This window comes from Enterobacter cloacae complex sp. P42RS, from assembly GCF_014930595.1.
GTDB lineage: Bacteria > Pseudomonadota > Gammaproteobacteria > Enterobacterales > Enterobacteriaceae > Enterobacter > Enterobacter bugandensis.
The window spans coordinates 207,479-228,790 of sequence record NZ_JADBRK010000006.1 but is presented as its reverse complement, the minus strand read 5'-3'; the positions used below and the strand labels follow the sequence as shown (position 1 = coordinate 228,790).

Genomic DNA, 21,312 nt, shown 5'->3' with positions numbered 1-21,312 from the left:
GACAGATACAGATGCTTTGAGGTATGCATGAACGTTAATGCGAAACCACTTTCTGAATTAAGCCGGCTCGCAAAATGTCTGGAAGTCGCCGGTACCCCCTTTAAGATCGAACCACAGCAATTAATAACAACCGGCAATAATGATGATGAGCCATTTACTTTTGTAATACAGTCTGGTCTTACCGCTATCCATCGTAAATCTGATGAACTTCTGATGGGCATTGCGCAGGCACCTTTTATCTATGGTTTGAATGCATGGATAAATGATAGTTATCTGGAATATTCCATGATGACACACACAACCTGTTCTGGATTTTATTTACCGGTCTCTGCCACGCGTCAACTTATTCAGCAAAATCATCTCTGGCAGGATGCTTTCTGCTGGGTGTCATGGATTAACCATATTCTGGGCAAGCGTGACCTGCAGCTGGTGGGAAATAACTCTTATAGTCAGATCCGGGCGATGTTGATCAATATGGCCGAGTGGGATGACTCGCTGCGCTCAAAAATTGTCGTTATGAATCATATTCAGCGTAGCACACGTATTTCACGTTCGGTCGTTGCAGAAGTCCTGGCTGCGCTGCGTCAGGGGAACTACATCAATATGAGCCGGGGCAAGCTGGTCAGCATCAACCGCTTGCCCACGGAATATTAAGATCAGTTAGACGCAGTAAGCACCTGGGCTTTATTGGCGCTCAGTTCGGCCACCAGGTTATTGATGCCGTCACTCATATTAACGAAGCGCGTGTTCGGAGAACGGGTGACTACCACAAACGCGCCCACGTTGGACTGCGGAATCATTGCCATGTAGGTAATGAATCCGCCACCGCCGCCGGTTTTCTGAATGATGCCCGGACGGCCATTTTTCGGCGCCATATAGACCCAGCCCAGGCCGAGCGCATCGGCTTTACCCGGCACGTCCATCCCGATGACGCGATGCAGCTGAGTACGCTGATAGATAAGGGTCTGCATACGATCGGCCTGGCTGCTGCGGGAGTAAAAATCCGAAGAAAGGAACTGCTGCATCCAGCGCATCATGTCGCCAGGGGTGGAATAGACCCCGCCGCTGCCCACGGCCGCCAGCGTGTTGTTACAGGGGCTTGCGCCTTTCTCTGCCACCATCAGGCGTTTGCACTGGTCCGGGGAAGGGGTAAAGGTGGTGTCTTTCATGCCCAGCGGACGCGTGATCTGCTCTTCAAACAGCTGCGGGTAAGGTTTGCCCGCCGCCGTTGAAAGCGCATCCGCCAGCAGATCGAACGCCAGGTTCGAGTAAGAGGCCTGCGAGCCCGGGGCGGATTTCAGCGTGGCGGTGCTCAGGTAGTTCCAGCGCTGTTGGCGCGTTGGCCAGACAAAAACGTCGCGGTGCGCCGCGCCGCCCGGCTGCTCGCGCGGCAGAGCGCTGGTGTGCGTCGCGAGGTTCACCAGGCGAATTGGCGTGCCCTGATACGTCGGCACGCGGGCACCCGGCGGGGCGTATTTGCTGAGCGGATCGTCGAGCTTTACCACGCCCTGGTCGAGCAACTTCACCAGCATTTCGCTGGTCATCAGCTTGGTTAAGGACGCGACGCGCACAACGGAATCCAGCTGCGGACGAACGTTATTACCTGGACGCGTTTCACCAAAGCTGCGGAAAACGCGCTGGTTGCCGTCGATGACCACCAATGCCATTCCTGTCGCGACGCTGCCGTAATAGATAAGGTTCGCGTAGCGATCGGCAATATCGGAAGCCAAAACGGGCGCCGTCAGCGGCTGGGCTGCCTGGGCGGTGGAGAAGCTCACCGCACACAGCGCGGCAAAAGAGAGCAGACAACGTTTCAACGAAAAGCATCCATGAAGTGAATGAGGAAAGTAATGGGTATTTATACTACTAATCGGCACCGTGCAATGCCCCGAATAGCATAACCATAGCGAGAAAAACGTAACCATGGGTAAATATGAAGAATTTCCCTGCGAGCGCTCTCCCATTTTGTGACATCGGGCTTATGATAGGCACCAGTGTTACTTAATCTTGCGGAGAACGGTATGTCTGAAAAGCGTGTGGTAATGGTGGTTGATATGCAGAACGGGGTGTTTGAAACCCCGCGTCATCAGCGCGAGACGTGTGTCTCTCTGATCAACCAGCTTACGCAGGCTGCCGACACGGTGGTTTTTATTCAGCATGCCGAGGCCGGGGGGCTGGAAGAGGGAAGTGACGGGTTTGCGTTGCTGCCTGAACTCCATCAACCTGCTGGCGCGCTGTACGTGACCAAAACTGCCTGCGATGCCTTCTATAACACCGGGCTTGAGGCGCTGTTACGCGAGCAGGGCATTCGCGAGTTTGTCATCTGCGGCTGCGCCACCGATTACTGCGTTGACGCCACGGTCAAGAATGGCGTCAGCCGGGGTTACCACATTACCGTGGCGGAAGATGCCCACACCACCGCCAACCGCCCGGCTGCCGAAGCACAGATCCTGATTCACCACCACAACGACGTCTGGCGAAACTTCATTGCGCCAGCGAACCCTGTCGCGGTGAAACGCACCGAAACAATTCTCGAAAACTGGAAAGCGAACTAATAATCAACCCACGGGTCTGACCTTTTTGCCCGAGCCGGGGTCCGGCTCGGGCAAGGTATTCGTGTGGTAATGTGTTGAGCACAGCAACAACCATAACAACAAGAAGGAAGTATCATGTTTAAGTCTTTTTTCCCAAAGCCGGGGCCTTTTTTCCTGTCGGCATTTATTTGGGCACTGATCGCAGTCGTGTTCTGGCTGGCGGGCGGCGGTGCATGGCTGACACGCATCGTGGGGGCGACAGGCGAGGTGCCGATTAGCGCGGCGCGCTTCTGGTCGTTCAGCTATCTGCTGTTTTATGCCTATTACGCGCTGTGCGTCGGGCTGTTTGCGCTGTTCTGGTTTAATTATTCCCCTCATCGCTGGCAGACGTGGTCCATTCTCGGAACGTCGCTGATTATTTTTGTCACCTGGTTTCTGGTCGAAGTGAGCGTAGCCATTAACGCGTGGTATGCCCCGTTCTACGATCTCATCCAGAAAGCGCTGAGCGCCCCTAACAGGGTGCCAATTGGCGAGCTTTATAATCAGTTAAAAATTTTTATGGGCATTGCGATGATCGCTGTCACCGTGGCGGTGCTGAATAATTTCTTCGTCAGCCATTACGTCTTCCGCTGGCGTACGGCGATGAACGAATTCTACATGACCCACTGGGAGCGTCTGCGCCATATTGAAGGTGCTGCTCAGCGTGTTCAGGAAGACACCATGCGTTTTGCGTCAACGCTTGAGGATATGGGCGTCAGCCTGCTTAATGCCATCCTGAAACTGTTTGCGTTCTTACCGATTCTGGTCGCGCTTTCTCCGCATATTTCAGCATTGCCGATTGTCGGACATTTACCGTACGGCCTGCTCATCCCGGCGCTGATTTGGTCGCTTATGGGCACTGGCCTGCTTGCCGTCGTCGGGATTAAGCTGCCGGGCTTAGAGTTTAAGAATCAGCGTGTTGAAGCGGCCTATCGTAAGGAGCTGGTCTACGGAGAGGACGACCCAACGCGCGCTGCGCCCCCGACGATAAAAGAGCTGTTCCGCAACGTCCGTTTCAACTATTTCCGGCTCTATTTCCACTATATGTATTTCAATATTGCCCGTATTTTCTATCTGCAGGTCGATACTGTTTTTGGACTATTCCTGTTGTTCCCATCTATTGTTGCGGGAACAATCACGCTGGGCTTACTGACCCAGATTACCAACGTGTTCGATCAGGTCAGAAACTCGTTCCAGTATCTGATCAACTCCTGGACCACGCTGGTGGAGCTGATGTCCATCTACAAACGTCTGCGCAGCTTTGAACATGAGCTGGACGATCGGGACCTGCAGGAAGTCACCAACACATTTAGCTAATACAGGGAGTTGCTATGTCTTTTGCCGTACCGCGTGCGTTACCGCTGTCCTTGCTGGCTGCCCTCGTTCTGGCGGGCTGTGCCGAAAAAGGGGCCGCTCCGCTTAAAAAGGGCGAGAAGCCCGTGGATGTCGCAAGCGTTGTGCGGCAAAAAATGCCCGCCAGCGTGAAGGATCGCAATGCGTGGGCGGATGCGCTGGCAAAAACCTTTGAAAGCCAGAAGATTGCCCCAACCGAGGAGAATATCTGCTCGGTGCTGGCGGTGGCGCAGCAGGAGTCGATGTACCAGTCAGACCCGGTGGTGCCGGGTCTCAACAAAATTGCCTGGAAAGAGATCGACCGCCGCGCGGAATCGATGCATATCCCGGTATTCCTCGTGCATACCGCGCTGAAAATCACTTCGCCAAACGGCAAAAGCTACAGCGAGCGGCTGGACACGGTGAAAACCGAAAAACAGCTCAGCGCCATCTTTGATGATTTCATTAACATGGTGCCGATGGGGCAGAAACTGTTTGGCTCACTGAACCCGGTTCACACCGGCGGCCCGATGCAGGTGAGCATTGCGTTTGCCGAGAAGCATACCGACGGCTACCCGTGGGAAATTGACGGTACGGTGCGTCAGGAGGTCTTCTCCCTGCGCGGCGGGCTGTGGTTCGGCACGTATCATCTGCTGAACTATCCGGCGAACTACAGCGAGCCCTTGTACCGCTTTGCAGACTTTAACGCGGGCTGGTATGCCAGCCGTAACGCGGCGTTTCAGAGCGCGGTTAGCCGCGCAAGCGGCGTCAAGCTGGCGCTGGACGGCGATCTTATCGCCTACGGCAGCAGTGAGGCGGGAAGCACCGAGCGGGCGATCCGGAAATTATCGACAACGCTTGATATGAGCAACAGCGACATTCGCCGTCAGCTTGAGAAAGGCGACAGCCTGGCGTTTGAGAAAACGGATCTCTACAAGAAAGTGTTTGCGCTTGCCGATAAGAAGAGTGGGAAAACGTTGCCGAGGGCAATTCTGCCGGGGATTCAGCTGGAAAGCCCGAAGATCACGCGTAACCTGACCACCGCATGGTTCGCAAAACGCGTGGACGATCGCCGGGCTCGCTGTATGGGGCTTTAATGGCGACGACGAAAGCGCAGGACGAGCGCGACCACGCCTAAAATCATACACCCCGCGAGGAAGGGAACGAGGCCAAACAGCGTGCTCACGCCAAACCCGATTTCAACCCGCGGGCGTCCGTTATCCTGCACCTGCATCAGGTGTTCATAAACGCCCGGCGCGTGCACCAGCATATTAAGCAGCTGGGAGCCAGCCCAGAAGCAGAACAGGACAAACAGGGCATACGCGATATTACCCGCCGTGGAGGTTTTTGGTTTGCCGCCAAAAATCGGTTTCGACAATGTAAAGTCAGCCATGTTGACCTCCCGAAATATCACTCTGTTTTAATACGCGTCTTACGGGGTGAGTTTGACAGGTCATCGCATTTGTCAATATCAGAATCGTGGTAATTTTCGCTCAGGATTTCTCCTGGATTGTTGATTTCTGCAGCATGTCACAATTTGTTAACTTAAATGAAACTGCACCGCATTTCAGAATTTCCGCATCTGCCACAGACCTGGCGGTGAAACTGTGAGAGGATGTCTTTTTTTCTGCCGGAGTTGTTATGAAACTCACGTCCAAACTTCGCCGTGACTGGCACTACTACGCCTTTGCTATCGGGCTGATCTTTATTCTTAACGGCGTCGTGGGGCTGTTGGGATTTGAAGCGAAAGGCTGGCAAACCTATGCCGTGGGCCTGGTGACCTGGGTAATCAGTTTCTGGCTGGCAGGGCTGATAATCCGCCGCCGTCCGGAAGAGACGACAGCGGAGGAGACGGCTAAGGGTGCCGATTAGCCGTTAACGGAACTTTTCAGGGCGCTGTCGGCGGCATGACGCTCCAGCGCCAGCTCGATCAGGCGGGTGATCAGCTCAGAGTAGCCAAGCCCGCTGGCCTGCCACAGTTTTGGATACATGCTGATATTGGTGAAACCCGGCAGCGTGTTGATTTCATTGATCACCACCTCGTTCTCCGGCGTCAGGAACACGTCCACGCGCGCCATGCCGCTGCAGCCGAGCGTCTGATAGGCCTCAATGGCGATCGCCCGGATCTTATCGTTAATGGCCGGATCGATATCCGCAGGAACAACAACCTGGGCGCCTTTATCATCAATATATTTGGTGTCGTACGAGTAGAAGTCGCTGTTTAAGACCACTTCACCGCAGGTGCTGGCCTGTGGGAAATCGTTGCCCAGCACCGCGCACTCAATTTCGCGGCCTTTGATCCCCTGCTCAACCACCACTTTATGGTCGAACTCGAACGCCAGACGGACGGCTTGCGTGAACTCTGCTTCGGTGGTGACTTTGCTGACGCCCACAGAGGAGCCCTGGTTAGCTGGCTTCACAAACAGCGGCAGACCCAGTTCAGCGCTAATTTGCGCGAAGCTGTGTTTGTCGCGGTTGGCGCGGGTGAGCGTCACGAACGGCGCGATATTCAGCCCGGCATCGCGCAGCAGGCGTTTGGTGACGTCTTTGTCCATGCAGGCGGCGGAGCCCAGCACGTCCGAGCCCACGAACGGCAGGTTGGCCATGCGTAACATTCCCTGCAGGGAACCGTCTTCGCCGAGGGTGCCGTGCACGATGGGGAAGACCACGTCGATCTGGGCGAGAGCCTGCGCGTTGCCTGCGTCGATGAGCTGACCTTTCACGACGCCGGGTACGGTGGCGACGCTAATTTCCGAAGGATTAAGGGCGATGTGTGCCGGATCGTTGGCATTCAGCAGATACTGGCTGGCATCGTTAACATGCCACTGGCCCTGTTTATCAATGCCCAACAGCACCACGTCGAAACGGCTTTTATCGATCGCATCGACGATATTTTTAGCCGATTGCAATGAAACCTCGTGCTCCGCTGATTTTCCCCCAAAGACAATACCTACGCGCTGCTTTGCCATCTCACTCTCTTCCAGTCTGACGAAAAGCCAATAACATACCACGATGCCCTGCGGGTTTCGCGGCCTTCTGCCATAATGTTTTGGGGAACAGTGAGGGGGGAGAGTGAAAGGAAAAACGCTGCTGACCATTTTCATCCTTGGGGCAATCGCAATGGCGGGCTATCGCTGGCTGCCGTCTTACTACAACCCTTTCACGCCGCTGAACCTGGACGACCCGCCTGGCCGCATTACCCAGTATAAGCTGCGACGCTTAACGCCCGAAGCCTGCGCGAGTCTGTTAGCGCAGGCTAATCAAAAAAACCTGATCCGCACGCAGGCGGTCGCTGACAGCGGCGGGGAATGCCCGCTGAACAACGTCGTGCGCGTGCGTGACTTTGGCCCGGTGAGCCTGAACGGCAGTTTTCTTGCCAGCTGTCCGCTGGCGCTCAGCTCAGCCCTGTTTGTCAGCCAGCAGGCACGGCCCCTGACTAAACGCTTTACCGGCAGTGAACTGACGCGCATTGAGCACCTCGGCAGCTTTGCCTGCCGCAATATCTACCACCGGCCCGATGCGCGGCGCAGCGAACATGCCACGGCAGAGGCGCTGGATATCGCCGCTTTTCGGCTGGCGAACGGAGAGCGCGTTACGGTACTTAACGGCTGGAAATCGGCAAAAACGCAGCCCTGGCTGAAGGCTCTGCTGGCGGCAAGCTGCGGTTACTACGGAAACGGTCTTGGGCCGGAATATAACGCGGCGCACGCCAGCCATTTTCATCTGGGAATGCGCGGCTTTGGTCTCTGCCGCTGAAGCATAATCTTCCGCCAGAAAATGGATGAATTGTGACTTATTTCACAAATATGATGACTGGGAAGATAAAACACCAAAGTCAGCGAGGCCGCATCTCTGGTGCGACGTTAAGGCGCGTAACTTGCTAATCTGACGGCGAATTCGCCTAAAAATGAAGACTATTTCTGTATGGAATCCTGGAAAGTTAATCTCATCTCGGTCTGGTTCGGCTGCTTCTTCACCGGGCTTGCCATCAGCCAGATCCTGCCGTTCCTGCCGCTGTACGTGTCACAGCTGGGGGTCAGCTCCCACGAAGCGCTGTCCATGTGGTCCGGGCTGACGTTCAGCGTCACGTTTCTGGTCTCCGCCATTGTGTCACCGATGTGGGGCAGCCTGGCGGATCGGAAAGGGCGCAAGCTGATGCTGCTGCGCGCCTCCCTCGGGATGGCGATTGCTATTCTGCTCCAGGCCTTCGCCACCAACGTCTGGCAGCTGTTTTTCCTGCGGGCGGTGATGGGGCTGACGTCCGGGTATATTCCCAACGCCATGGCGCTGGTTGCCTCTCAGGTGCCGCGCGAGCGCAGCGGCTGGGCGCTGAGTACGCTCTCCACCGCCCAGATCAGCGGCGTTATCGGCGGCCCGCTGCTGGGAGGTTTTCTGGCTGACCATGTCGGTCTGCGCGCGGTATTCATCATCACCGCAATCCTGCTGGTGATCAGCTTTCTGGTTACGCTCTTTCTTATCAAAGAGGGGGGCCGCCCCGTTATCAGTAAATCTGAGCGCCTGAGCGGCAAGGCCGTCTTCGCCTCGCTGCCATACCCGGGACTCGTGATTAGCCTGTTTGTCACCACCATGGTGATCCAGCTCTGCAACGGTTCGGTCGGCCCGATTCTGGCGCTGTTTATCAAGTCGATGGAGCCGGACAGCAACAATATCGCCTTTCTCAGCGGCATGATTGCCGCCGTGCCGGGCGTCTCCGCGCTGATCTCTGCCCCGCGTCTGGGAAAACTGGGCGACAGGATCGGCACGGCGCGCATCCTGATGGCGACGCTGATTTTTGCGGTGGTGCTCTTTTTCGCCATGTCGTTTGTTACCTCTCCGCTTCAGCTGGGCGTGCTGCGGTTTTTACTCGGCTTTGCGGATGGCGCTATGTTGCCCGCCGTACAGACATTGCTGGTCAAATATTCCAGCGACCAGGTCACGGGGCGTATTTTTGGCTATAACCAGTCGTTTATGTATTTAGGCAACGTCGCCGGTCCGCTTATTGGTGCGTCCGTATCTGCAATGGCGGGTTTTCGCTGGGTATTTGCCGCGACGGCGATTGTCGTTTTAATCAATATTATCCAGCTGGCTATTGCCCTGCGTCGCCGCAGACAAATAGCGGAAGCGAAATCAGCGAAATAACCTTTTCGCAGATGTATTATATATTCTTATGGTAGCCGCATTTTTATATAACAAAATGCGGCGTTTTTTTATAGGAAAACGTTTCGCTGAAAAGATCGCTGCGCTAATTTGGCGGCAATGTCACTTTTGCATAAGATAATACTTTTCTCCGCTTTGCATATTTCATTCCTGGTGTTAATTTCAGAGGAAATCCCATAAGGAAATAGCACGATGAAAAATCTCATTGCTGAGTTGCTGGTTAAGCTTGCACAAAAGGAAGAGGAGTCGAAAGAGCTGGTCGCCCAGGTCGAAGCGCTGGAAATAGTTGTCACCGCGCTGCTGCGGCAGATGGCAACATCGGATCAGCAGGCGTTAATTGAAAGCATTGAAGGAGCGCTGGATAAGGCGCGGCCCGATACGCAGGTTCCGCCAGAGGATGCCGAGTTGCTGCAGCAATACGTAAAGAAGCTGTTGAGGCATCCGCGCAGTTAAGCCGTTACTGACATGTCATAGGATTGTCATGCAGGATGCCTGGAGTCGCTCTGTTTTATTTTTGTATTTGTACATGAAGAAAATAAATTGAAACAGAGCGCGCTTTTTAGCGCGTTACATTCCCTGTTAATTACCCCTGCCAGTTATGCTGATACCGTCAATTCCTGCGCGCTGGAACTGAAATGATAAATTCCCGGCCGAAATCACATCTGCCGGGTGGTTTTTTTCCTGTCACGAACCAGACTTACAGGGAATGTTCACAAAAGGATGGTGCAATGAAAACAACATTACTGGTTACTCTGCTCTCCGGCCTGTTCCTGATCTCCTCGGCGAACGCGGAAGAAAAAACATTAACGCCGCAACAGCAACGCATGACCACCTGTAATCAACAGGCGACGTCCCAGAGTCTGAAGGGGGATGCACGTAAAACCTACATGAGCGACTGCCTGAAAAACGGCGCCGCGAAACCCGGCGAAAAAAGCCTGACGCCGCAGCAGCAAAAAATGCGCGAGTGTAATGCGAAAGCAACCGAACAGTCCCTCAAGGGCGACGATCGCAGCAAGTTCATGAGTGCCTGCCTGAAGAAAAAAGTGTAGTTCTAACGGGTGAGCGGCTCCGGCGGCTCACCCGAAATTTCATACTTTCCCCGCAGATCCCCTCTCTATAATTTGGGAAAATGTTTCAGAATATTCCCAAAAATGATGAATGATGACATTTATTACTACAAAAAGCGCATTCGGGAAGAGTGGAGTTTAACCCTTTCTCAGGATGACCCTCACCGTACCGGCATCCAGTTTGCCAGGCGAGCCCGGCTGGCGCGCGTTGTCGGGCTGGCGGCGATGTTTTTCCCGGTGGCGGAAATTCTGGTCAGCCATTTTTTACCCGGCAGCTGGTGGTTGTTGCTGGTGGGGTGGGCATTCATCTGGCCGCACTTTGCCTGGCAGTTATCCTGCCGCGCCGCTTCACCTCATCAGCAGGAAATTTTTAACCTCAAGATGGATGCCGTTATCGCCGGGGTCTGGATCGGCGTGATGGGGATGTATGTATTACCCACTGCGGCGCTGGTGATGATGGTGGGGATGAATATGATGGGCTCTGGCGGCTGCCGCCTTTTTATCGCGGGGATCGTGCTCACCCTGCTTACTGCGCTGCTTACGTTACCGCTTGCTGGCAGAGCGCAGCCCTTTAATCCGGGGGCGCTGGAGTGGGGCTTAACGCTTCCTGTCCTTATGCTTTATCCCATGCTGTTTGCCTGGCTTAGCCATCGAATGGCCGTCAGGCTGGCGGAACATAAGCGGCGGCTGGAAATGATGAGCACCCGTGACGGTATGACCGGGGTCTTTAACCGCCGACATTGGGAAATGCTGCTGCGCAATGAATTTGAGCGCTGTCGCCGGAGCCACTGCACCGCCACGATATTGCTGATTGATATCGACCACTTTAAAAACATCAACGATACCTGGGGGCACGACGCAGGCGACAAGGCCATCGTGGCCATTACCCGCCAGCTTCAGATGTCGGTACGGTCAGGCGATGCGATAGGCCGGTTTGGCGGGGATGAGTTCGCGGTGATTATGTCCCAGACGGCCGCTGAAAGCGCCATCGCCGTCATGTCGCGGGTTCACGCGCGGCTGGAAACGCTGTCGTTACCCTGCGCGCCGAAGGAGCCTCTGCGCATCAGCGTGGGCGTGGCCCCCTGGGGGCCGCAGTTTGTACACTATCGGGAATGGTTGAAGGCGGCAGATGTGGCGCTGTATAAGGCGAAAAATGCCGGGCGCGGCCGCACCGAAGTGGCCGCCTGACGCCCGGCCAGACATCAGGATTTACTCAGCTTCTCTGATTTTTCCATGCATTTTGCCATCGCTTCGATAACCGCAGAACGGAACCCGCGTTCTTCCAGCACCCGCACCGCTTCGATGGTGGTACCGGCCGGGGAGCAGACCATATCCTTCAGTTCACCCGGGTGTTTACCGGTCTCCAGCACCATTTTGGCGGAGCCCATCACTGCCTGCGCGGCGAATTTATACGCCTGCGCGCGCGGCATACCGCCAAGCACGGCGGCGTCCGCCATCGCTTCTAAAAACATGAAAACGTACGCGGGGGCTGAACCGCTCACGCCGACCACTGGATGGATCATGGATTCTGCAATCACTTCCGCCTCGCCGAAGCAGCGGAAAATGTTTAGCACGTCCGCCACCTCTTCTGAAGTCACCAGCGCGTTAGGGGTGACGGAGGTCATACCGGCGTTGACCAGTGAGGGGGTATTCGGCATCGCGCGGACGATTTTACGATCGTGGCCCAGCGCGCGCGCCAGCTGATCGAGCGTCACGCCTGCGGCAATCGACACGACCAGCGTCTCTTTATTCAGGCTGGAGGTGATGTCGCTTAACACTTTGATCATGATGTTCGGCTTAACGGCACCAAAGACGATATCGGCAACCTGGGCCACCTCCTGCGCGCTTTCGGCGGCGTTGATCCCGTATTGATCGCGCAGCGCGGCGACGTTATCCGGTGACGGCGTATAAACCCAAATCTGACCCGGCAGAACCTGCCCGCTGGCGATCAGGCCGCCCAGGATGGCTTTGCCCATGTTACCGCAGCCGATAAACCCGATTTTCTTGTCCATCATGATTCTCCGTCATTATGCGTTGTTTTCTCTGATTGATAGCTTAACAACGAAATGCAGGCGACAATAGTCGGCAGAGTCATTATGGGGAGACAACATGGCGATTTGGGTTGATGCGGACGCGTGTCCGAATGTGATTAAAGAGATTTTATTCCGCGCCGCCGAGCGCGTTCAGATGCCGCTGACGCTGGTAGCGAACCAGAATATTCGCGTCCCGCCTTCGCGGTTCATTCGCTCCCTCCGCGTGCCGGCCGGGTTCGACGTGGCGGATAATGAAATTGTTCGTCTGTGCAGCGCGGAAGATCTGGTCATCACCGCCGATATTCCGCTGGCGGCGGAAGTGCTGGAGAAAGGGGCGGCGGCGCTCAATCCTCGCGGCGAGCGTTATTCGCCTTCAACCATCCGGGAAAAACTCACTATGCGTGATTTTATGGATACGATGCGGGCCAGCGGCGTGCAGACCGGTGGACCGGACAGCCTGTCCCAGCGCGATCGCCAGCAGTTTGCTGCCGAACTGGATAAATGGCTGCTGGAAGTGAAGCGCCGTACGGCGTAATGATAATTATTGTCAATATGTGGTACAGTGTAGCCTCCACAGGGTTGTCATCCCGTACCGCTTTGCAGTAAAGTATTCGACACATCTTCTGCAATTATTTCTTTACACTCTTCAGCCATTCGGCATCAAGGGGAACACCTGGCTATGACCCAACCCATCTTTTTAGTTGGCCCCCGCGGCTGTGGGAAAACCACCGTTGGCGTGGAACTGGCACGCGCATGTCATCGTCAGTTTGTTGATACCGACCACTGGCTGCAGACCGAGGCCGGCAAAACCATCGCAGACATCGTGGAGCAAGAGGGATGGGAAAGCTTTCGCGCCCGCGAAACGGCCGCGCTGAAAGCGGTCACCACGCCGTCAGCCGTCATTGCGACGGGAGGCGGTATTGTTCTGGCCGAATGTAATCGTCACTTTATGCGCGAAAAAGGCATTGTGATCTATCTCTGCGCGCCGGTGGCGGCTCTGGTAGGGCGACTTGAAGCATTTCCTGAAGAGGGACAACGCCCGGCGCTGACCTCACGACCGCTCAGCGAAGAGGTGAGCGAAGTGCTGGCCGAGCGTGATGCCCTCTACCGTGAAGCGGCACACCATGTCGTGGATGCCTCTGCGGCCCCGGAAGATGTGGTAATTCAGATTATTACCGCCCTGCGTCTGGCGTGTGCCAGCTAACCGCCGTCTATACTGATAGCTCAGACATAAAAAAAGGATGAGCTATGCCAACCAGACCTCCCTATCCGCGCGAAGCACGTATTGTTACCGTTGAAAAAGGCAATGGCGACCAGACCGTCACCTGGTACCAGCTGCGTGCCGATCACCCCAAACCGGACTCGCTGATCAGTGAACATGAGACTGAACAGGAAGCGCTGGATGCCAAACGGCGCTACGAAGATCCCGAAAAGTCGTGAATGTTTTCCTAAACGCTCCAATACCGTGCCTGAATCACACTTTTTACTCATCGTAAATGTTAAGCAGGAGTTAATATTTAGTTATTACAGGTAGCTCCGTTACCGGCAGGCGATCTTTACATTTCGGGGTAGAGATCGCCTGCTACGCTTGGTGCTGTTTTGTTGAAAAAACGAACTGTACAGCGTAGAGAGCCTGTACCTGTGTATACGTATTTGTAGTGATGGAAGGCGAAGAAGATGAAGGCAACGTTGGCGATCCTCACCATTGGTGTGGTCCCTGTAAGCGAAGTGTTACCGCTCTTAACCGAGCATGTATCTGAACAACAGATCACGCATCTCAGCCTGCTGGGTAAGATGAGCCGGGAAGAGGTCATGGAAGACTACGCTGTAGAGGCGGGGGAGGATCCCCTGGCGACGTTATTAAGCGACGGTAAACTGGCGCATGTTTCTCGGCAGAAAATAGAGCGTTCGCTGCAGGCAGTAATAGAAGTACTCGATAATCAGCAATATGACGTAATTTTGCTGATGAGCACCGCCCCCATTAAGGGGCTCATCGCGCGCAATGCGATTTTGCTTGAGCCGATGCGCATTATTCCTCCGCTGGTAGCCTCCATTGTTGACGGGCATCAGGTGGGGGTCATTGTGCCCATCGAGGAGCTTATGGACAACCAGGAAGCAAAGTGGCACGTGCTCGAAAAAACGCCCCTGTATGCGCTGGCAAACCCCTTCTGGGACAGCGAGGCTAAACTCATTGCTGCCGGGAAGGAGCTGCTGGAGAGAGGGGCGGATGTATTGATTCTGGACTGTCTTGGTTTTCACCAGCATCACCGGGATTTACTGCAAAAGGCGCTGGACGTGCCGGTGCTGTTATCCAACGTTCTGATGGCTCGCCTGGCCTCAGAACTTCTGACGTAATGATTTTGCGTGACAGGTGATGAGCATGGCCCCTATAGTGAATTTTTATCTCTGAATATAAGGGCCAGTTCATGCTTCAAAGTAACGAATACTTTTCCGGTAAAGTGAAATCCATCGGTTTTACCAGCAGCAGCACTGGCCGCGCCAGTGTGGGCGTTATGGCTGAAGGGGAATACACCTTTGGCACGGCAGAAGCGGAAGAGATGACGGTGGTCAGCGGCGCGCTGAACGTCTTACTGCCGGGTGAAACGGAATGGAAAGTTTACGCTGCCGGACAAGTTTTCAACGTCCCTGGCCACAGCGAATTTCATTTGCAGGTCGCTGAACCGACCTCTTATCTGTGCCGCTACCTGAAATAATCGTCTTTCCTCTCCCCTTTGGGGAGAGGATCAGGGTGAGGGGAAATTATCTCTGCGCTTCGCCGCCGAGACCTTCCACCAGATTCTGAATTAACGCGGCCAGTTCGCCGGTCATCAGGATAAAGTCCGCGTCAAAGCGCTGGGCGTAATCTTCCCGGTCGATATCTTCGTTTTGATCGCGCAGCTCGTCGCAGAACTTCAGACGCTTCACGGAACCGTCGTCGCACATCACGAACTGAATGCGCTGCTGCCAGTCGAGCGCCAGTTTGGTGACCACTTTGCCCGCTTCAATGTGTACGGCGATCTCGTCGCTCACCAGATCCTGCTTTTTCGCGCGGATCACGCCGCCATCTTCCAGCAGGGCTTTCAGCTCGGCTTCGTCCAGGATCTGGAAACCTTGCGCCGCGGTACCGCTGCGAACCCACTCGGTCAGGGTCAGCTCAATCGGCGTTTCCAGCGCCAGCGGTACGACCGGTAAAGAGCCGATGCTTTTACGCAGCAGGGCCAGCGTATCTTCCGCTTTTTTGGCGCTGGCGCAGTCCACCATGATCAGCCCGTTAACGGTATCGATCCACATCATCGTCTGGCTGAAGCGGCTGAAGGCGCGCGGCAGCAGAGAGTGCAGCACTTCATCTTTCAGCGAGTCTTTTTCGGTTTTTTTCAGCTTGCGGCCCTGCTCGGCTTCCAGCTTGAAAATTTTTGCTTCAAGCGCCTGCTTAACCACCGGCGTGGGCAGAATTTTCTCTTCTTTGCGGGCGCAGACGATGATTTGACCCGTGCTGCTGGCGTGGGTCAGTGCATCGCTTTGTGAACCCATTGGCGGAACCCAACCGGTTTTCGCCATATCCTGGCTACCGCAAGGGGAAAAGCTATAAGCGGCTAACTGTTTTTCCATCTCTTCTGCGCGCAGCGAAACGTCGCGGCTGAGACGGTAAACCATCAAATTTTTGAACCACAGCATGATAATTTCCACGGCCTTGTCGTTAAATCAGCGGGCATGATAACGAATTGTCGCATCGCTTGCATTGCTAATCGGGAAGCGTGCTTCTACTCTGTTGATAATCAAAATAATGAGGAGAGTCTTGTGCGTATTGGGATTGATTTGGGCGGCACCAAAACAGAAGTCATCGCATTAAGCGAGCAGGGGGAACAGCTGTTCCGCCACCGTCTGCCGACGCCGCGCGATGATTATCACCAGACGATCGAGACGATTGCCCGGCTGGTTGATATGGCCGAGCAGGCGACGGGCGAGAGGGGCACGGTCGGGATGGGGATCCCCGGCTCCATTTCGCCTTATACGGGTGTGGTGAAAAATGCCAACTCTACCTGGCTCAACGGTCAGCCGTTTGATAAGGATTTGAGCCAGCGTCTGAACCGGGAAGTGCGTCTGGCGAATGACGCTAACTGCCTGGCGGTCTCAGAGGCCGTTGATGGTGCAGCCGCAGGAGCGCAGACCGTGTTTGCGGTGATTATCGGTACCGGCTGCGGCGCGGGCGTGGCCTTTGGCGGACGTTCACATATCGGCGGCAACGGCACGGCGGGTGAGTGGGGGCACAACCCGCTGCCGTGGATGGATGAAGATGAACTCAAATACTGCGCCGAGGTGCCGTGCTACTGCGGCAAGCAGGGCTGTATCGAGACCTTTATTTCCGGCACCGGTTTTGCGACCGACTACCACCGCCTGAGCGGCCAGCCCCTCAAGGGGAACGAGATTATGCGTTTGGTGGAAGAACAGGATCCGGTGGCCGAACTGGCGCTCAGCCGCTACGAAATGCGTCTGGCGAAATCGCTGGCGCACGTAGTGAACATTCTCGATCCGGACGTGATTGTGCTCGGCGGTGGCATGAGCAACGTTGACCGGCTGTACGCCACGGTACCAAATCTGGTGAAACAGTGGGTCTTCGGCGGCGAGTGCGAAACCCCGATCCGCAAAGCCGTCCACGGCGACTCCAGCGGCGTGCGCGGCGCGGCGTGGTTATGGCCGGAGTAAACGCAAAACGGCAACGTGCGTTGCCGTTTTTGATGTTTAGAGGGCCAGGGAGAGGGCACCAGATCGAATCGACCCAACACTCACCCCACCGCAAACTCCCTGTCCAGCCTGCTATACCCCAGTCCGTTGATCTTCTTCACCTTGATCTGCACCGGAATGCGCTCTTTCATCGCCTCGACGTGGCTAATCACCCCGATGGTTTTCCCGGTGGCGTTCAGCGCGTCGAGCGCATCCAGCGCCGTATCCAGCGTCTCACTGTCGAGCGTGCCGAACCCTTCATCCAGGAACAGGGAATCGATCCGCGTCTTATGACTCACCAGATCGGAAAGCGCCAGCGCCAGCGCCAGGCTGACCAGGAAGCTCTCGCCGCCGGAGAGGGTGCGGGTATCGCGAACCGCATCCGCCTGCCACGTATCCACCACTTCCAGCTCCAGCGCGTCGCTGGCCTTACGCTGCAATAAATAACGCCCGTGTAAACGGTTAAGCTGCTGGTTAGCAAGCCAGACAAGATTGTCCAGCGTCAGCCCCTGGGCGAACTTACGGAACTTGTCGCCGGTGCTGGAGCCGATCAGCGCGTTCAGGTACCCCCAGTCATCCGCCTGGCGCGCGGCCTCTTCAATTTGCTGCATCAACGCCAGCTGGTGCTGCCGGTTATCGCTGTCCTGCTTAAGCTGCTGGCGGATCTCGCCCTGATGCGTCGTGTTCTCGCGAAGCCGCTGCGCCAGCTGCTGCAGCTGGCTTTGCAGCGTGGCAGCATCGGCGTCGAGCCCTTCCGGGCGCAGCGCCAGATGAGACTGCAGCTGCTGGTTCGCTTGCCCGCACAGCGCCGCGGCCTGCTGGATCTGGTTTTCCAGCGACTGTTTCAGCTGTTCGAGGCGGCGAATAGTATCGTCATCCAGCAGCGCGGCAAGGAACGCGTCCCGATCGGCAAAACAGCTTGCGGAGAGCGCCGCGGTGAACTGCGTCTGCGATTGCTGCAGGCGCTCGCGCTCCAGCGCCTCCTGCTGCTGCAGGGCGGCGAGCTGGCTTTGCAGCGACACGCATTCATTGTGGATGTCGCGCCAGTCATCAGGAATGGCCGGTTCAGCCTCTTCACCGTGTGTTGCCGGAAGCGTGTCGAGCAGCGGCTTCAGCGCGCTCACGCGTTCCTGAAGCACGCCGTGCTGCGTTTGCTTCTCCTGCCAGTGGGCAAATTCCGCTTCGCGGGCGTGCAGCCAGTCGGCTTCATTGCCCTCTTCGGGAACGCTAAGCGAGAGCGCGAGAAGAGTATGTTCCAGCGCCTGGCGCGTTGCCGTGCGCTGCTGCTGATACTGGCGTTCCTGCGCTTCCTGCTCGTTCAGCTGGTTTTGCAGGGTCAGACGCTGGCTGAGCTGGTAAAGCTGGCGCTCGTAGTGTTCCTGCTCGTTCATCCATGGAGCGATATCCTCCTGAATATTCAATGCGATATTCAAAGACGCGCACGCCTCCAGCCACGCTTTAGTGAGTGCTTGCTCTTCCTGAGAAAGCGTCTGCGCTTCGTCTGTCTCACGCTGGATCTGTTGAGCCAGGGCATTAACCTGTCCCAGCACCAGCAGGCCTTCCTCTTTAAGCGCGGCGACCTCTTTTTCGAGCGCATCACGGCGACGCTGGTTATCCGTCAGCTCAAGCGACCGGTAGGTCTCCACGGCAGGATGCTCGTGGGAGCCGCACAGCGGGCAGGGTTTGCCTGCCTCAAGCTGTGAGCGATAGCTTTCCAGATTTTTAATCGTCGCTTCGCGTTCGCATAGGGCTTTCAGGTCCAGATAGTGCTGGTGTTTCTCTTTGTACTGCTGGCGGCGCAGCGCCAGGGTTTCATTGAGCTTGCTCTGCTCCGCCTGGGCTTTCTGCACGCTTTCACCGTTCTGGCTCAGGCGCTTTTGCAGCGGCTGATAGCGGGCATGCAGCGACGTCAGCTGCTGGCGCAGCGTGCGGGACCGGGACTGCTGCTCCATGGCCGCGCAGACCTCATCCGCCGTCAGCGTCAGCGTATTTTCCGGCATCTCAGCCAGCTTCTGACGTAGCTCAGTCATCCGCGCAGCAAGCGCGACGAGCTGACTTTTGTCACGATTTAGCTGTGAGAACTGGGCGCGCCAGCCGGCAATTTCCTGGCCCAGCAGGCGATAACGCTCATTCTCCGCCAGCCACTGTCCCAGCGCCGTCAGTTCGGCCTGTAGCTGCTCATGGGTACGCAGGGCGGTATTGCGGATCCGCGCGCGCAGTGCAGTTTTGGTCTGTAAGCGAGTATTTACTTCGTTAATTCGCTGCTGGGTTTGCGTCAGACGTGCGGTTTGCTCCTGCTGATGCTCCCAGAGCGGACGAAGCTGGGCGGCGGGCTGGGCAAGCTGGAGTTTTGCCAGTTCCGGCGCCGCGTTCGCCTGCGCCTGTTGCGCCTGCTGCTGCAGGGCGGTAACGCGCTGCTGCTCCCGCACGAGCTCGTCATGACGCGTAAGCCACTGAAAATCTTTCTGTTGGCTTTGCTGCTGGGCCAGCAGGGTTTTCTCTTCGTCAGTAAGTGCCTGCAAACTTTGCTGCAACTGCTGCTGTTGTTCTTCGCTGAGCAGCACGACGCCCGCCGCCTGCGCCTCGCATTTTTCCAGCACGCTGCGGGCGGCTTTGTGTTTCTCAAACACCATCGCGGAAATCTGGCCGTAGATTTCGGTGCCGGTGAGTTCTTCCAGCAGTTCTGCTCGGTCGGCCGGTTTGGCATTGAGGAAGGCGGCAAATTGCCCCTGCGAGAGCAGCATTGAGCGGGTAAAACGGCCGTAGTCCAGCCCGGTGAGCGCCGCGGTTTGCTCCAGTTTATCCGACACCTTATCGGCCAGAATCTTGCCATCCTCGCAGCGGGCCAGCTCCACGCGCGGTGCCTGCAAATTCCCGTCCGGCTGGTTGCGCGCCCGGTTCTGGCTCCAGAAGGCGCGATAGGCAACGCCTTTCACCTCAAACTCCACTTCCGCCAGGCACTCGGCGGTATCGCGCGTCATCAGATCGTTTTGCGCCTGAGAGACCTTATTCAGGCGCGGGGTTTCGTGGTAGAGCGCCAGGCAGATGGCATCGAGCAGGGTGGTTTTACCTGCGCCGGTTGCGCCAGTGATGGCAAACAGGCCGTTGCTGGCAAAAGGCTCCGCGGTGAAGTCAATTTTCCACTCGCCCTTGAGGGAGTTGAGATTTTTCAGGCGCAGGCTCAGAATTTTCATGCGTTTTCTTCCTCGTCATTGAGGGCGTGCAGAGTATGGCTGAACAGCTCGTTGAGCCTGACGCGCTTCGCATCATCGAGCTCTTCCTGCGACAGTCGGCGCTCGAATACCTCTTCTACGCGCAATTCGCTAAGCGTTTCGCGCTGGGCGCCGAGCAGAATTTTCTCGCGCTGCTCGCGGCTGCGGCGCACCAGCAGCACCTCAACCGGCAACTCTTCGGTCAGCGCCTGAATTTTCCGCTGCATATCGTGCAGGTAGTCATCGGTGGTGATTTCAATATCCAGCCAGACGGGCGGGTTAAGCTCAGCGCCGCGCCACTGCTCAAGCTGGGCGGTGATGGCAGCCAGATCGCCCTTCAGCACCGCCAGCGGCTGGGTGACCGGCACTTCCAGCGTCTCGACGGCGCTGAGTTTGCCCTCATCAAAGCTCACCAGATGCACGGATTTGGCTTTTCCGGTTTCATCGAAGCTGAGCGAAATAGGGGAGCCACAGTAGCGGATATGCTCGCAGCCGCCGATGACCTGGGCGCGGTGAATGTGCCCGAGCGCGATGTAGTCCGCGGGCGGGAAGTTTTGCGCCGGAAAGGCGTCCAGCGTACCGATATAGATCTCGCGGACCGCGTCACTTTTGCTGGCCCCGACGGTGGTGAGGTGCCCGGTGGCAATGATCGGAATGGCCTGTTCACCGCGCAGGGCACAGGCTTCCGCGTGCTGCTGGTGATAGTAGTCGGTGATGGCCTGCAATAAATGCCGCTGCTTTTCCGCGCCCGACAGTCCCGCCTGGCTTTGCACGATGTCGCGCGGACGTAAAAAGGGAATCGGACACAGTACCGCGCCCGGCGACCCGTCGCGCTTTTTCAGGATCTGCGGGGCGTGCCCTGCGCTGGCGACGACGGTGGTATTGAGAAATGCCAGGATGTCGCGGGATTCATTGAGCGTCGCGACGGAATCATGGTTGCCGGCGACAATCACCAGATGACAGCCGGTTTGCTGCAGATTCACCACGAAGCGGTTGTACAGCTCACGCGCATAGCTCGGCGGCGAGCCGGTATCAAAAATATCTCCCGCCACGATAATCGCGTCCACCTCATGCGTCCGGGCCGTTTCCAGCAGCCAGTTCAGGAACGCTTCATGTTCAGCCGCACGGCTTTTGCTGTAAAAATTTTGACCCAGATGCCAGTCCGAGGTGTGAAGTATGCGCATAGCTGATCCGTGGCAAAAAAGAGAAAGCAGGA

At 56.4% G+C, this 21,312-nt stretch carries 23 protein-coding genes; 16 read left to right on the top strand and 7 right to left on the bottom strand.

The window, feature by feature from the left end; translation table 11 throughout:
* Positions 1-27: 27 nt before the first annotated feature.
* Positions 28-654, top strand: a complete 627-nt coding sequence (locus IM314_RS11100) for a helix-turn-helix domain-containing protein (RefSeq protein WP_193358858.1) — start codon at positions 28-30, stop codon at positions 652-654.
* Positions 655-656: 2 nt separating this feature from the next.
* Here the strand turns inward: IM314_RS11100 and ampH are convergent, their stop codons facing one another.
* On the bottom strand, positions 657-1,817 hold the full coding sequence (ampH, locus tag IM314_RS11095) for a D-alanyl-D-alanine-carboxypeptidase/endopeptidase AmpH (RefSeq protein ID WP_193358859.1): 1,161 nt from the start codon (positions 1,815-1,817) through the stop codon (positions 657-659).
* A 204-nt stretch (positions 1,818-2,021) separates the two neighbouring features.
* Here ampH and IM314_RS11090 point away from each other — a divergent pair, with 204 nt between their 5' ends.
* The 3 genes from IM314_RS11090 to IM314_RS11080 all read left to right on the top strand — a co-directional run bounded on the left by IM314_RS11090 (position 2,022) and on the right by IM314_RS11080 (position 5,002).
* Complete coding sequence (locus tag IM314_RS11090; RefSeq protein WP_045630657.1) at positions 2,022-2,555, top strand: isochorismatase family protein; 534 nt, start codon at positions 2,022-2,024, stop codon at positions 2,553-2,555.
* Positions 2,556-2,669: 114 nt separating this feature from the next.
* On the top strand, positions 2,670-3,890 hold the full coding sequence (gene sbmA, locus IM314_RS11085) for a peptide antibiotic transporter SbmA (protein WP_028012117.1): 1,221 nt from the start codon (positions 2,670-2,672) through the stop codon (positions 3,888-3,890).
* Between the two features lie 14 nt (positions 3,891-3,904).
* The gene (locus IM314_RS11080; protein ID WP_045259878.1) at positions 3,905-5,002 is read left to right on the top strand and encodes a DUF1615 domain-containing protein; all 1,098 of its coding nucleotides are present in this window, start codon (positions 3,905-3,907) and stop codon (positions 5,000-5,002) included.
* Here IM314_RS11080 and IM314_RS11075 read toward each other — a convergent pair.
* Positions 4,999-5,298 carry a DUF2755 family protein gene (locus IM314_RS11075; RefSeq protein ID WP_014882725.1) on the bottom strand — a complete coding sequence of 100 codons (300 nt, stop codon included), beginning with the start codon at positions 5,296-5,298 and terminating at the stop codon, positions 4,999-5,001. The genes IM314_RS11080 and IM314_RS11075 overlap by 4 nt on opposite strands.
* 248 nt (positions 5,299-5,546) lie before the next feature.
* On the opposite strand from IM314_RS11075, the gene IM314_RS11070 reads away from it, so the two are divergent.
* Positions 5,547-5,777, top strand: coding sequence for a DUF2754 domain-containing protein (locus IM314_RS11070; RefSeq protein WP_028012119.1), 231 nt, complete (start codon positions 5,547-5,549; stop codon positions 5,775-5,777).
* Here the strand turns inward: IM314_RS11070 and ddlA are convergent.
* The gene (gene ddlA / locus IM314_RS11065; protein ID WP_193358860.1) at positions 5,774-6,874 is read right to left on the bottom strand and encodes a D-alanine--D-alanine ligase; all 1,101 of its coding nucleotides are present in this window, start codon (positions 6,872-6,874) and stop codon (positions 5,774-5,776) included. The two genes, IM314_RS11070 and ddlA, sit on opposite strands and share 4 nt — an antisense overlap.
* A 103-nt stretch (positions 6,875-6,977) precedes the next feature.
* Here ddlA and IM314_RS11060 point away from each other — a divergent pair, with 103 nt between their 5' ends.
* The 5 genes from IM314_RS11060 to adrA all read left to right on the top strand — a co-directional run bounded on the left by IM314_RS11060 (position 6,978) and on the right by adrA (position 11,317).
* Positions 6,978-7,661, top strand: a complete 684-nt coding sequence (locus IM314_RS11060; RefSeq protein WP_047363931.1) for an extensin family protein — start codon at positions 6,978-6,980, stop codon at positions 7,659-7,661.
* A gap of 168 nt (positions 7,662-7,829) precedes the next feature.
* Entirely contained in the window at positions 7,830-9,044 is a 1,215-nt protein-coding gene (locus tag IM314_RS11055) for a multidrug efflux MFS transporter (protein ID WP_041911106.1), read from the top strand.
* A 210-nt stretch (positions 9,045-9,254) separates the two neighbouring features.
* A complete protein-coding gene (iraP, locus tag IM314_RS11050; RefSeq protein ID WP_028012123.1) occupies positions 9,255-9,515 on the top strand; it encodes an anti-adapter protein IraP in 261 nt (86 codons plus the stop codon).
* 275 nt (positions 9,516-9,790) lie between these two features.
* Positions 9,791-10,111 (top strand): phosphate starvation-inducible protein PsiF, encoded by a 321-nt coding sequence (gene psiF, locus IM314_RS11045; RefSeq protein WP_041911105.1) that lies wholly within the window; start codon positions 9,791-9,793, stop codon positions 10,109-10,111.
* Positions 10,112-10,213: 102 nt separating this feature from the next.
* Positions 10,214-11,317, top strand: a complete 1,104-nt coding sequence (gene adrA / locus IM314_RS11040) for a diguanylate cyclase AdrA (protein ID WP_193358861.1) — start codon at positions 10,214-10,216, stop codon at positions 11,315-11,317.
* 14 nt (positions 11,318-11,331) lie between these two features.
* Here adrA and proC read toward each other — a convergent pair whose 3' ends face one another.
* Positions 11,332-12,141, bottom strand: a complete 810-nt coding sequence (proC, locus tag IM314_RS11035) for a pyrroline-5-carboxylate reductase (protein ID WP_041911103.1) — start codon at positions 12,139-12,141, stop codon at positions 11,332-11,334.
* Positions 12,142-12,238: 97 nt separating this feature from the next.
* Here proC and IM314_RS11030 point away from each other — a divergent pair, with 97 nt between their 5' ends.
* From IM314_RS11030 to ppnP, 5 genes are all read left to right on the top strand, one after another.
* On the top strand, positions 12,239-12,697 hold the full coding sequence (locus IM314_RS11030; protein WP_010428006.1) for a YaiI/YqxD family protein: 459 nt from the start codon (positions 12,239-12,241) through the stop codon (positions 12,695-12,697).
* A gap of 144 nt (positions 12,698-12,841) precedes the next feature.
* Entirely contained in the window at positions 12,842-13,366 is a 525-nt protein-coding gene (gene aroL, locus IM314_RS11025) for a shikimate kinase AroL (protein WP_028012127.1), read from the top strand.
* A gap of 44 nt (positions 13,367-13,410) precedes the next feature.
* Positions 13,411-13,602, top strand: a complete 192-nt coding sequence (yaiA, locus tag IM314_RS11020; protein WP_003859135.1) for a protein YaiA — start codon at positions 13,411-13,413, stop codon at positions 13,600-13,602.
* 237 nt (positions 13,603-13,839) lie between these two features.
* A complete protein-coding gene (locus tag IM314_RS11015; RefSeq protein WP_028012129.1) occupies positions 13,840-14,517 on the top strand; it encodes an AroM family protein in 678 nt (225 codons plus the stop codon).
* A 71-nt stretch (positions 14,518-14,588) separates the two neighbouring features.
* A complete protein-coding gene (ppnP, locus tag IM314_RS11010) occupies positions 14,589-14,876 on the top strand; it encodes a pyrimidine/purine nucleoside phosphorylase (protein ID WP_008503270.1) in 288 nt (95 codons plus the stop codon).
* 46 nt (positions 14,877-14,922) lie between these two features.
* Here ppnP and rdgC read toward each other — a convergent pair whose 3' ends face one another.
* Positions 14,923-15,837, bottom strand: coding sequence for a recombination-associated protein RdgC (gene rdgC / locus IM314_RS11005; protein ID WP_014882739.1), 915 nt, complete (start codon positions 15,835-15,837; stop codon positions 14,923-14,925).
* Positions 15,838-15,960: 123 nt separating this feature from the next.
* On the opposite strand from rdgC, the gene mak reads away from it, so the two are divergent.
* Complete coding sequence (gene mak / locus IM314_RS11000; protein WP_047363937.1) at positions 15,961-16,866, top strand: fructokinase; 906 nt, start codon at positions 15,961-15,963, stop codon at positions 16,864-16,866.
* 80 nt (positions 16,867-16,946) lie between these two features.
* Here mak and sbcC read toward each other — a convergent pair whose 3' ends face one another.
* Together sbcC and sbcD are read right to left on the bottom strand one after the other, a co-directional pair.
* Positions 16,947-20,078 carry an exonuclease subunit SbcC gene (gene sbcC / locus IM314_RS10995; protein ID WP_193358862.1) on the bottom strand — a complete coding sequence of 1,044 codons (3,132 nt, stop codon included), beginning with the start codon at positions 20,076-20,078 and terminating at the stop codon, positions 16,947-16,949.
* Entirely contained in the window at positions 20,075-21,280 is a 1,206-nt protein-coding gene (gene sbcD, locus IM314_RS10990) for an exonuclease subunit SbcD (protein WP_193358863.1), read from the bottom strand. Before sbcD ends, sbcC begins: the two co-directional genes overlap by 4 nt.
* Positions 21,281-21,312: the final 32 nt, after the last annotated feature.

Bases quoted from the DNA above. Each gene is read 5' to 3' on its own strand.
- IM314_RS11100 (WP_193358858.1), top strand. From the start codon at position 28: ATGAACGTTAATGCGAAACCACTTTCTGAATTAAGCCGGCTCGCAAAA.
- IM314_RS11090 (WP_045630657.1), top strand. From the start codon at position 2,022: ATGTCTGAAAAGCGTGTGGTAATGGTGGTTGATATGCAGAACGGGGTG.
- sbmA (WP_028012117.1), top strand. From the start codon at position 2,670: ATGTTTAAGTCTTTTTTCCCAAAGCCGGGGCCTTTTTTCCTGTCGGCA.
- IM314_RS11080 (WP_045259878.1), top strand. From the start codon at position 3,905: ATGTCTTTTGCCGTACCGCGTGCGTTACCGCTGTCCTTGCTGGCTGCC.
- IM314_RS11075 (WP_014882725.1), bottom strand. From the start codon at position 5,298: ATGGCTGACTTTACATTGTCGAAACCGATTTTTGGCGGCAAACCAAAA.
- IM314_RS11070 (WP_028012119.1), top strand. From the start codon at position 5,547: ATGAAACTCACGTCCAAACTTCGCCGTGACTGGCACTACTACGCCTTT.
- ddlA (WP_193358860.1), bottom strand. From the start codon at position 6,874: ATGGCAAAGCAGCGCGTAGGTATTGTCTTTGGGGGAAAATCAGCGGAG.
- IM314_RS11055 (WP_041911106.1), top strand. From the start codon at position 7,830: ATGGAATCCTGGAAAGTTAATCTCATCTCGGTCTGGTTCGGCTGCTTC.
- iraP (WP_028012123.1), top strand. From the start codon at position 9,255: ATGAAAAATCTCATTGCTGAGTTGCTGGTTAAGCTTGCACAAAAGGAA.
- psiF (WP_041911105.1), top strand. From the start codon at position 9,791: ATGAAAACAACATTACTGGTTACTCTGCTCTCCGGCCTGTTCCTGATC.
- adrA (WP_193358861.1), top strand. From the start codon at position 10,214: ATGATGAATGATGACATTTATTACTACAAAAAGCGCATTCGGGAAGAG.
- proC (WP_041911103.1), bottom strand. From the start codon at position 12,141: ATGGACAAGAAAATCGGGTTTATCGGCTGCGGTAACATGGGCAAAGCC.
- IM314_RS11030 (WP_010428006.1), top strand. From the start codon at position 12,239: ATGGCGATTTGGGTTGATGCGGACGCGTGTCCGAATGTGATTAAAGAG.
- aroL (WP_028012127.1), top strand. From the start codon at position 12,842: ATGACCCAACCCATCTTTTTAGTTGGCCCCCGCGGCTGTGGGAAAACC.
- yaiA (WP_003859135.1), top strand. From the start codon at position 13,411: ATGCCAACCAGACCTCCCTATCCGCGCGAAGCACGTATTGTTACCGTT.
- IM314_RS11015 (WP_028012129.1), top strand. From the start codon at position 13,840: ATGAAGGCAACGTTGGCGATCCTCACCATTGGTGTGGTCCCTGTAAGC.
- ppnP (WP_008503270.1), top strand. From the start codon at position 14,589: ATGCTTCAAAGTAACGAATACTTTTCCGGTAAAGTGAAATCCATCGGT.
- rdgC (WP_014882739.1), bottom strand. From the start codon at position 15,837: ATGCTGTGGTTCAAAAATTTGATGGTTTACCGTCTCAGCCGCGACGTT.
- sbcC (WP_193358862.1), bottom strand. From the start codon at position 20,078: ATGAAAATTCTGAGCCTGCGCCTGAAAAATCTCAACTCCCTCAAGGGC.
- sbcD (WP_193358863.1), bottom strand. From the start codon at position 21,280: ATGCGCATACTTCACACCTCGGACTGGCATCTGGGTCAAAATTTTTAC.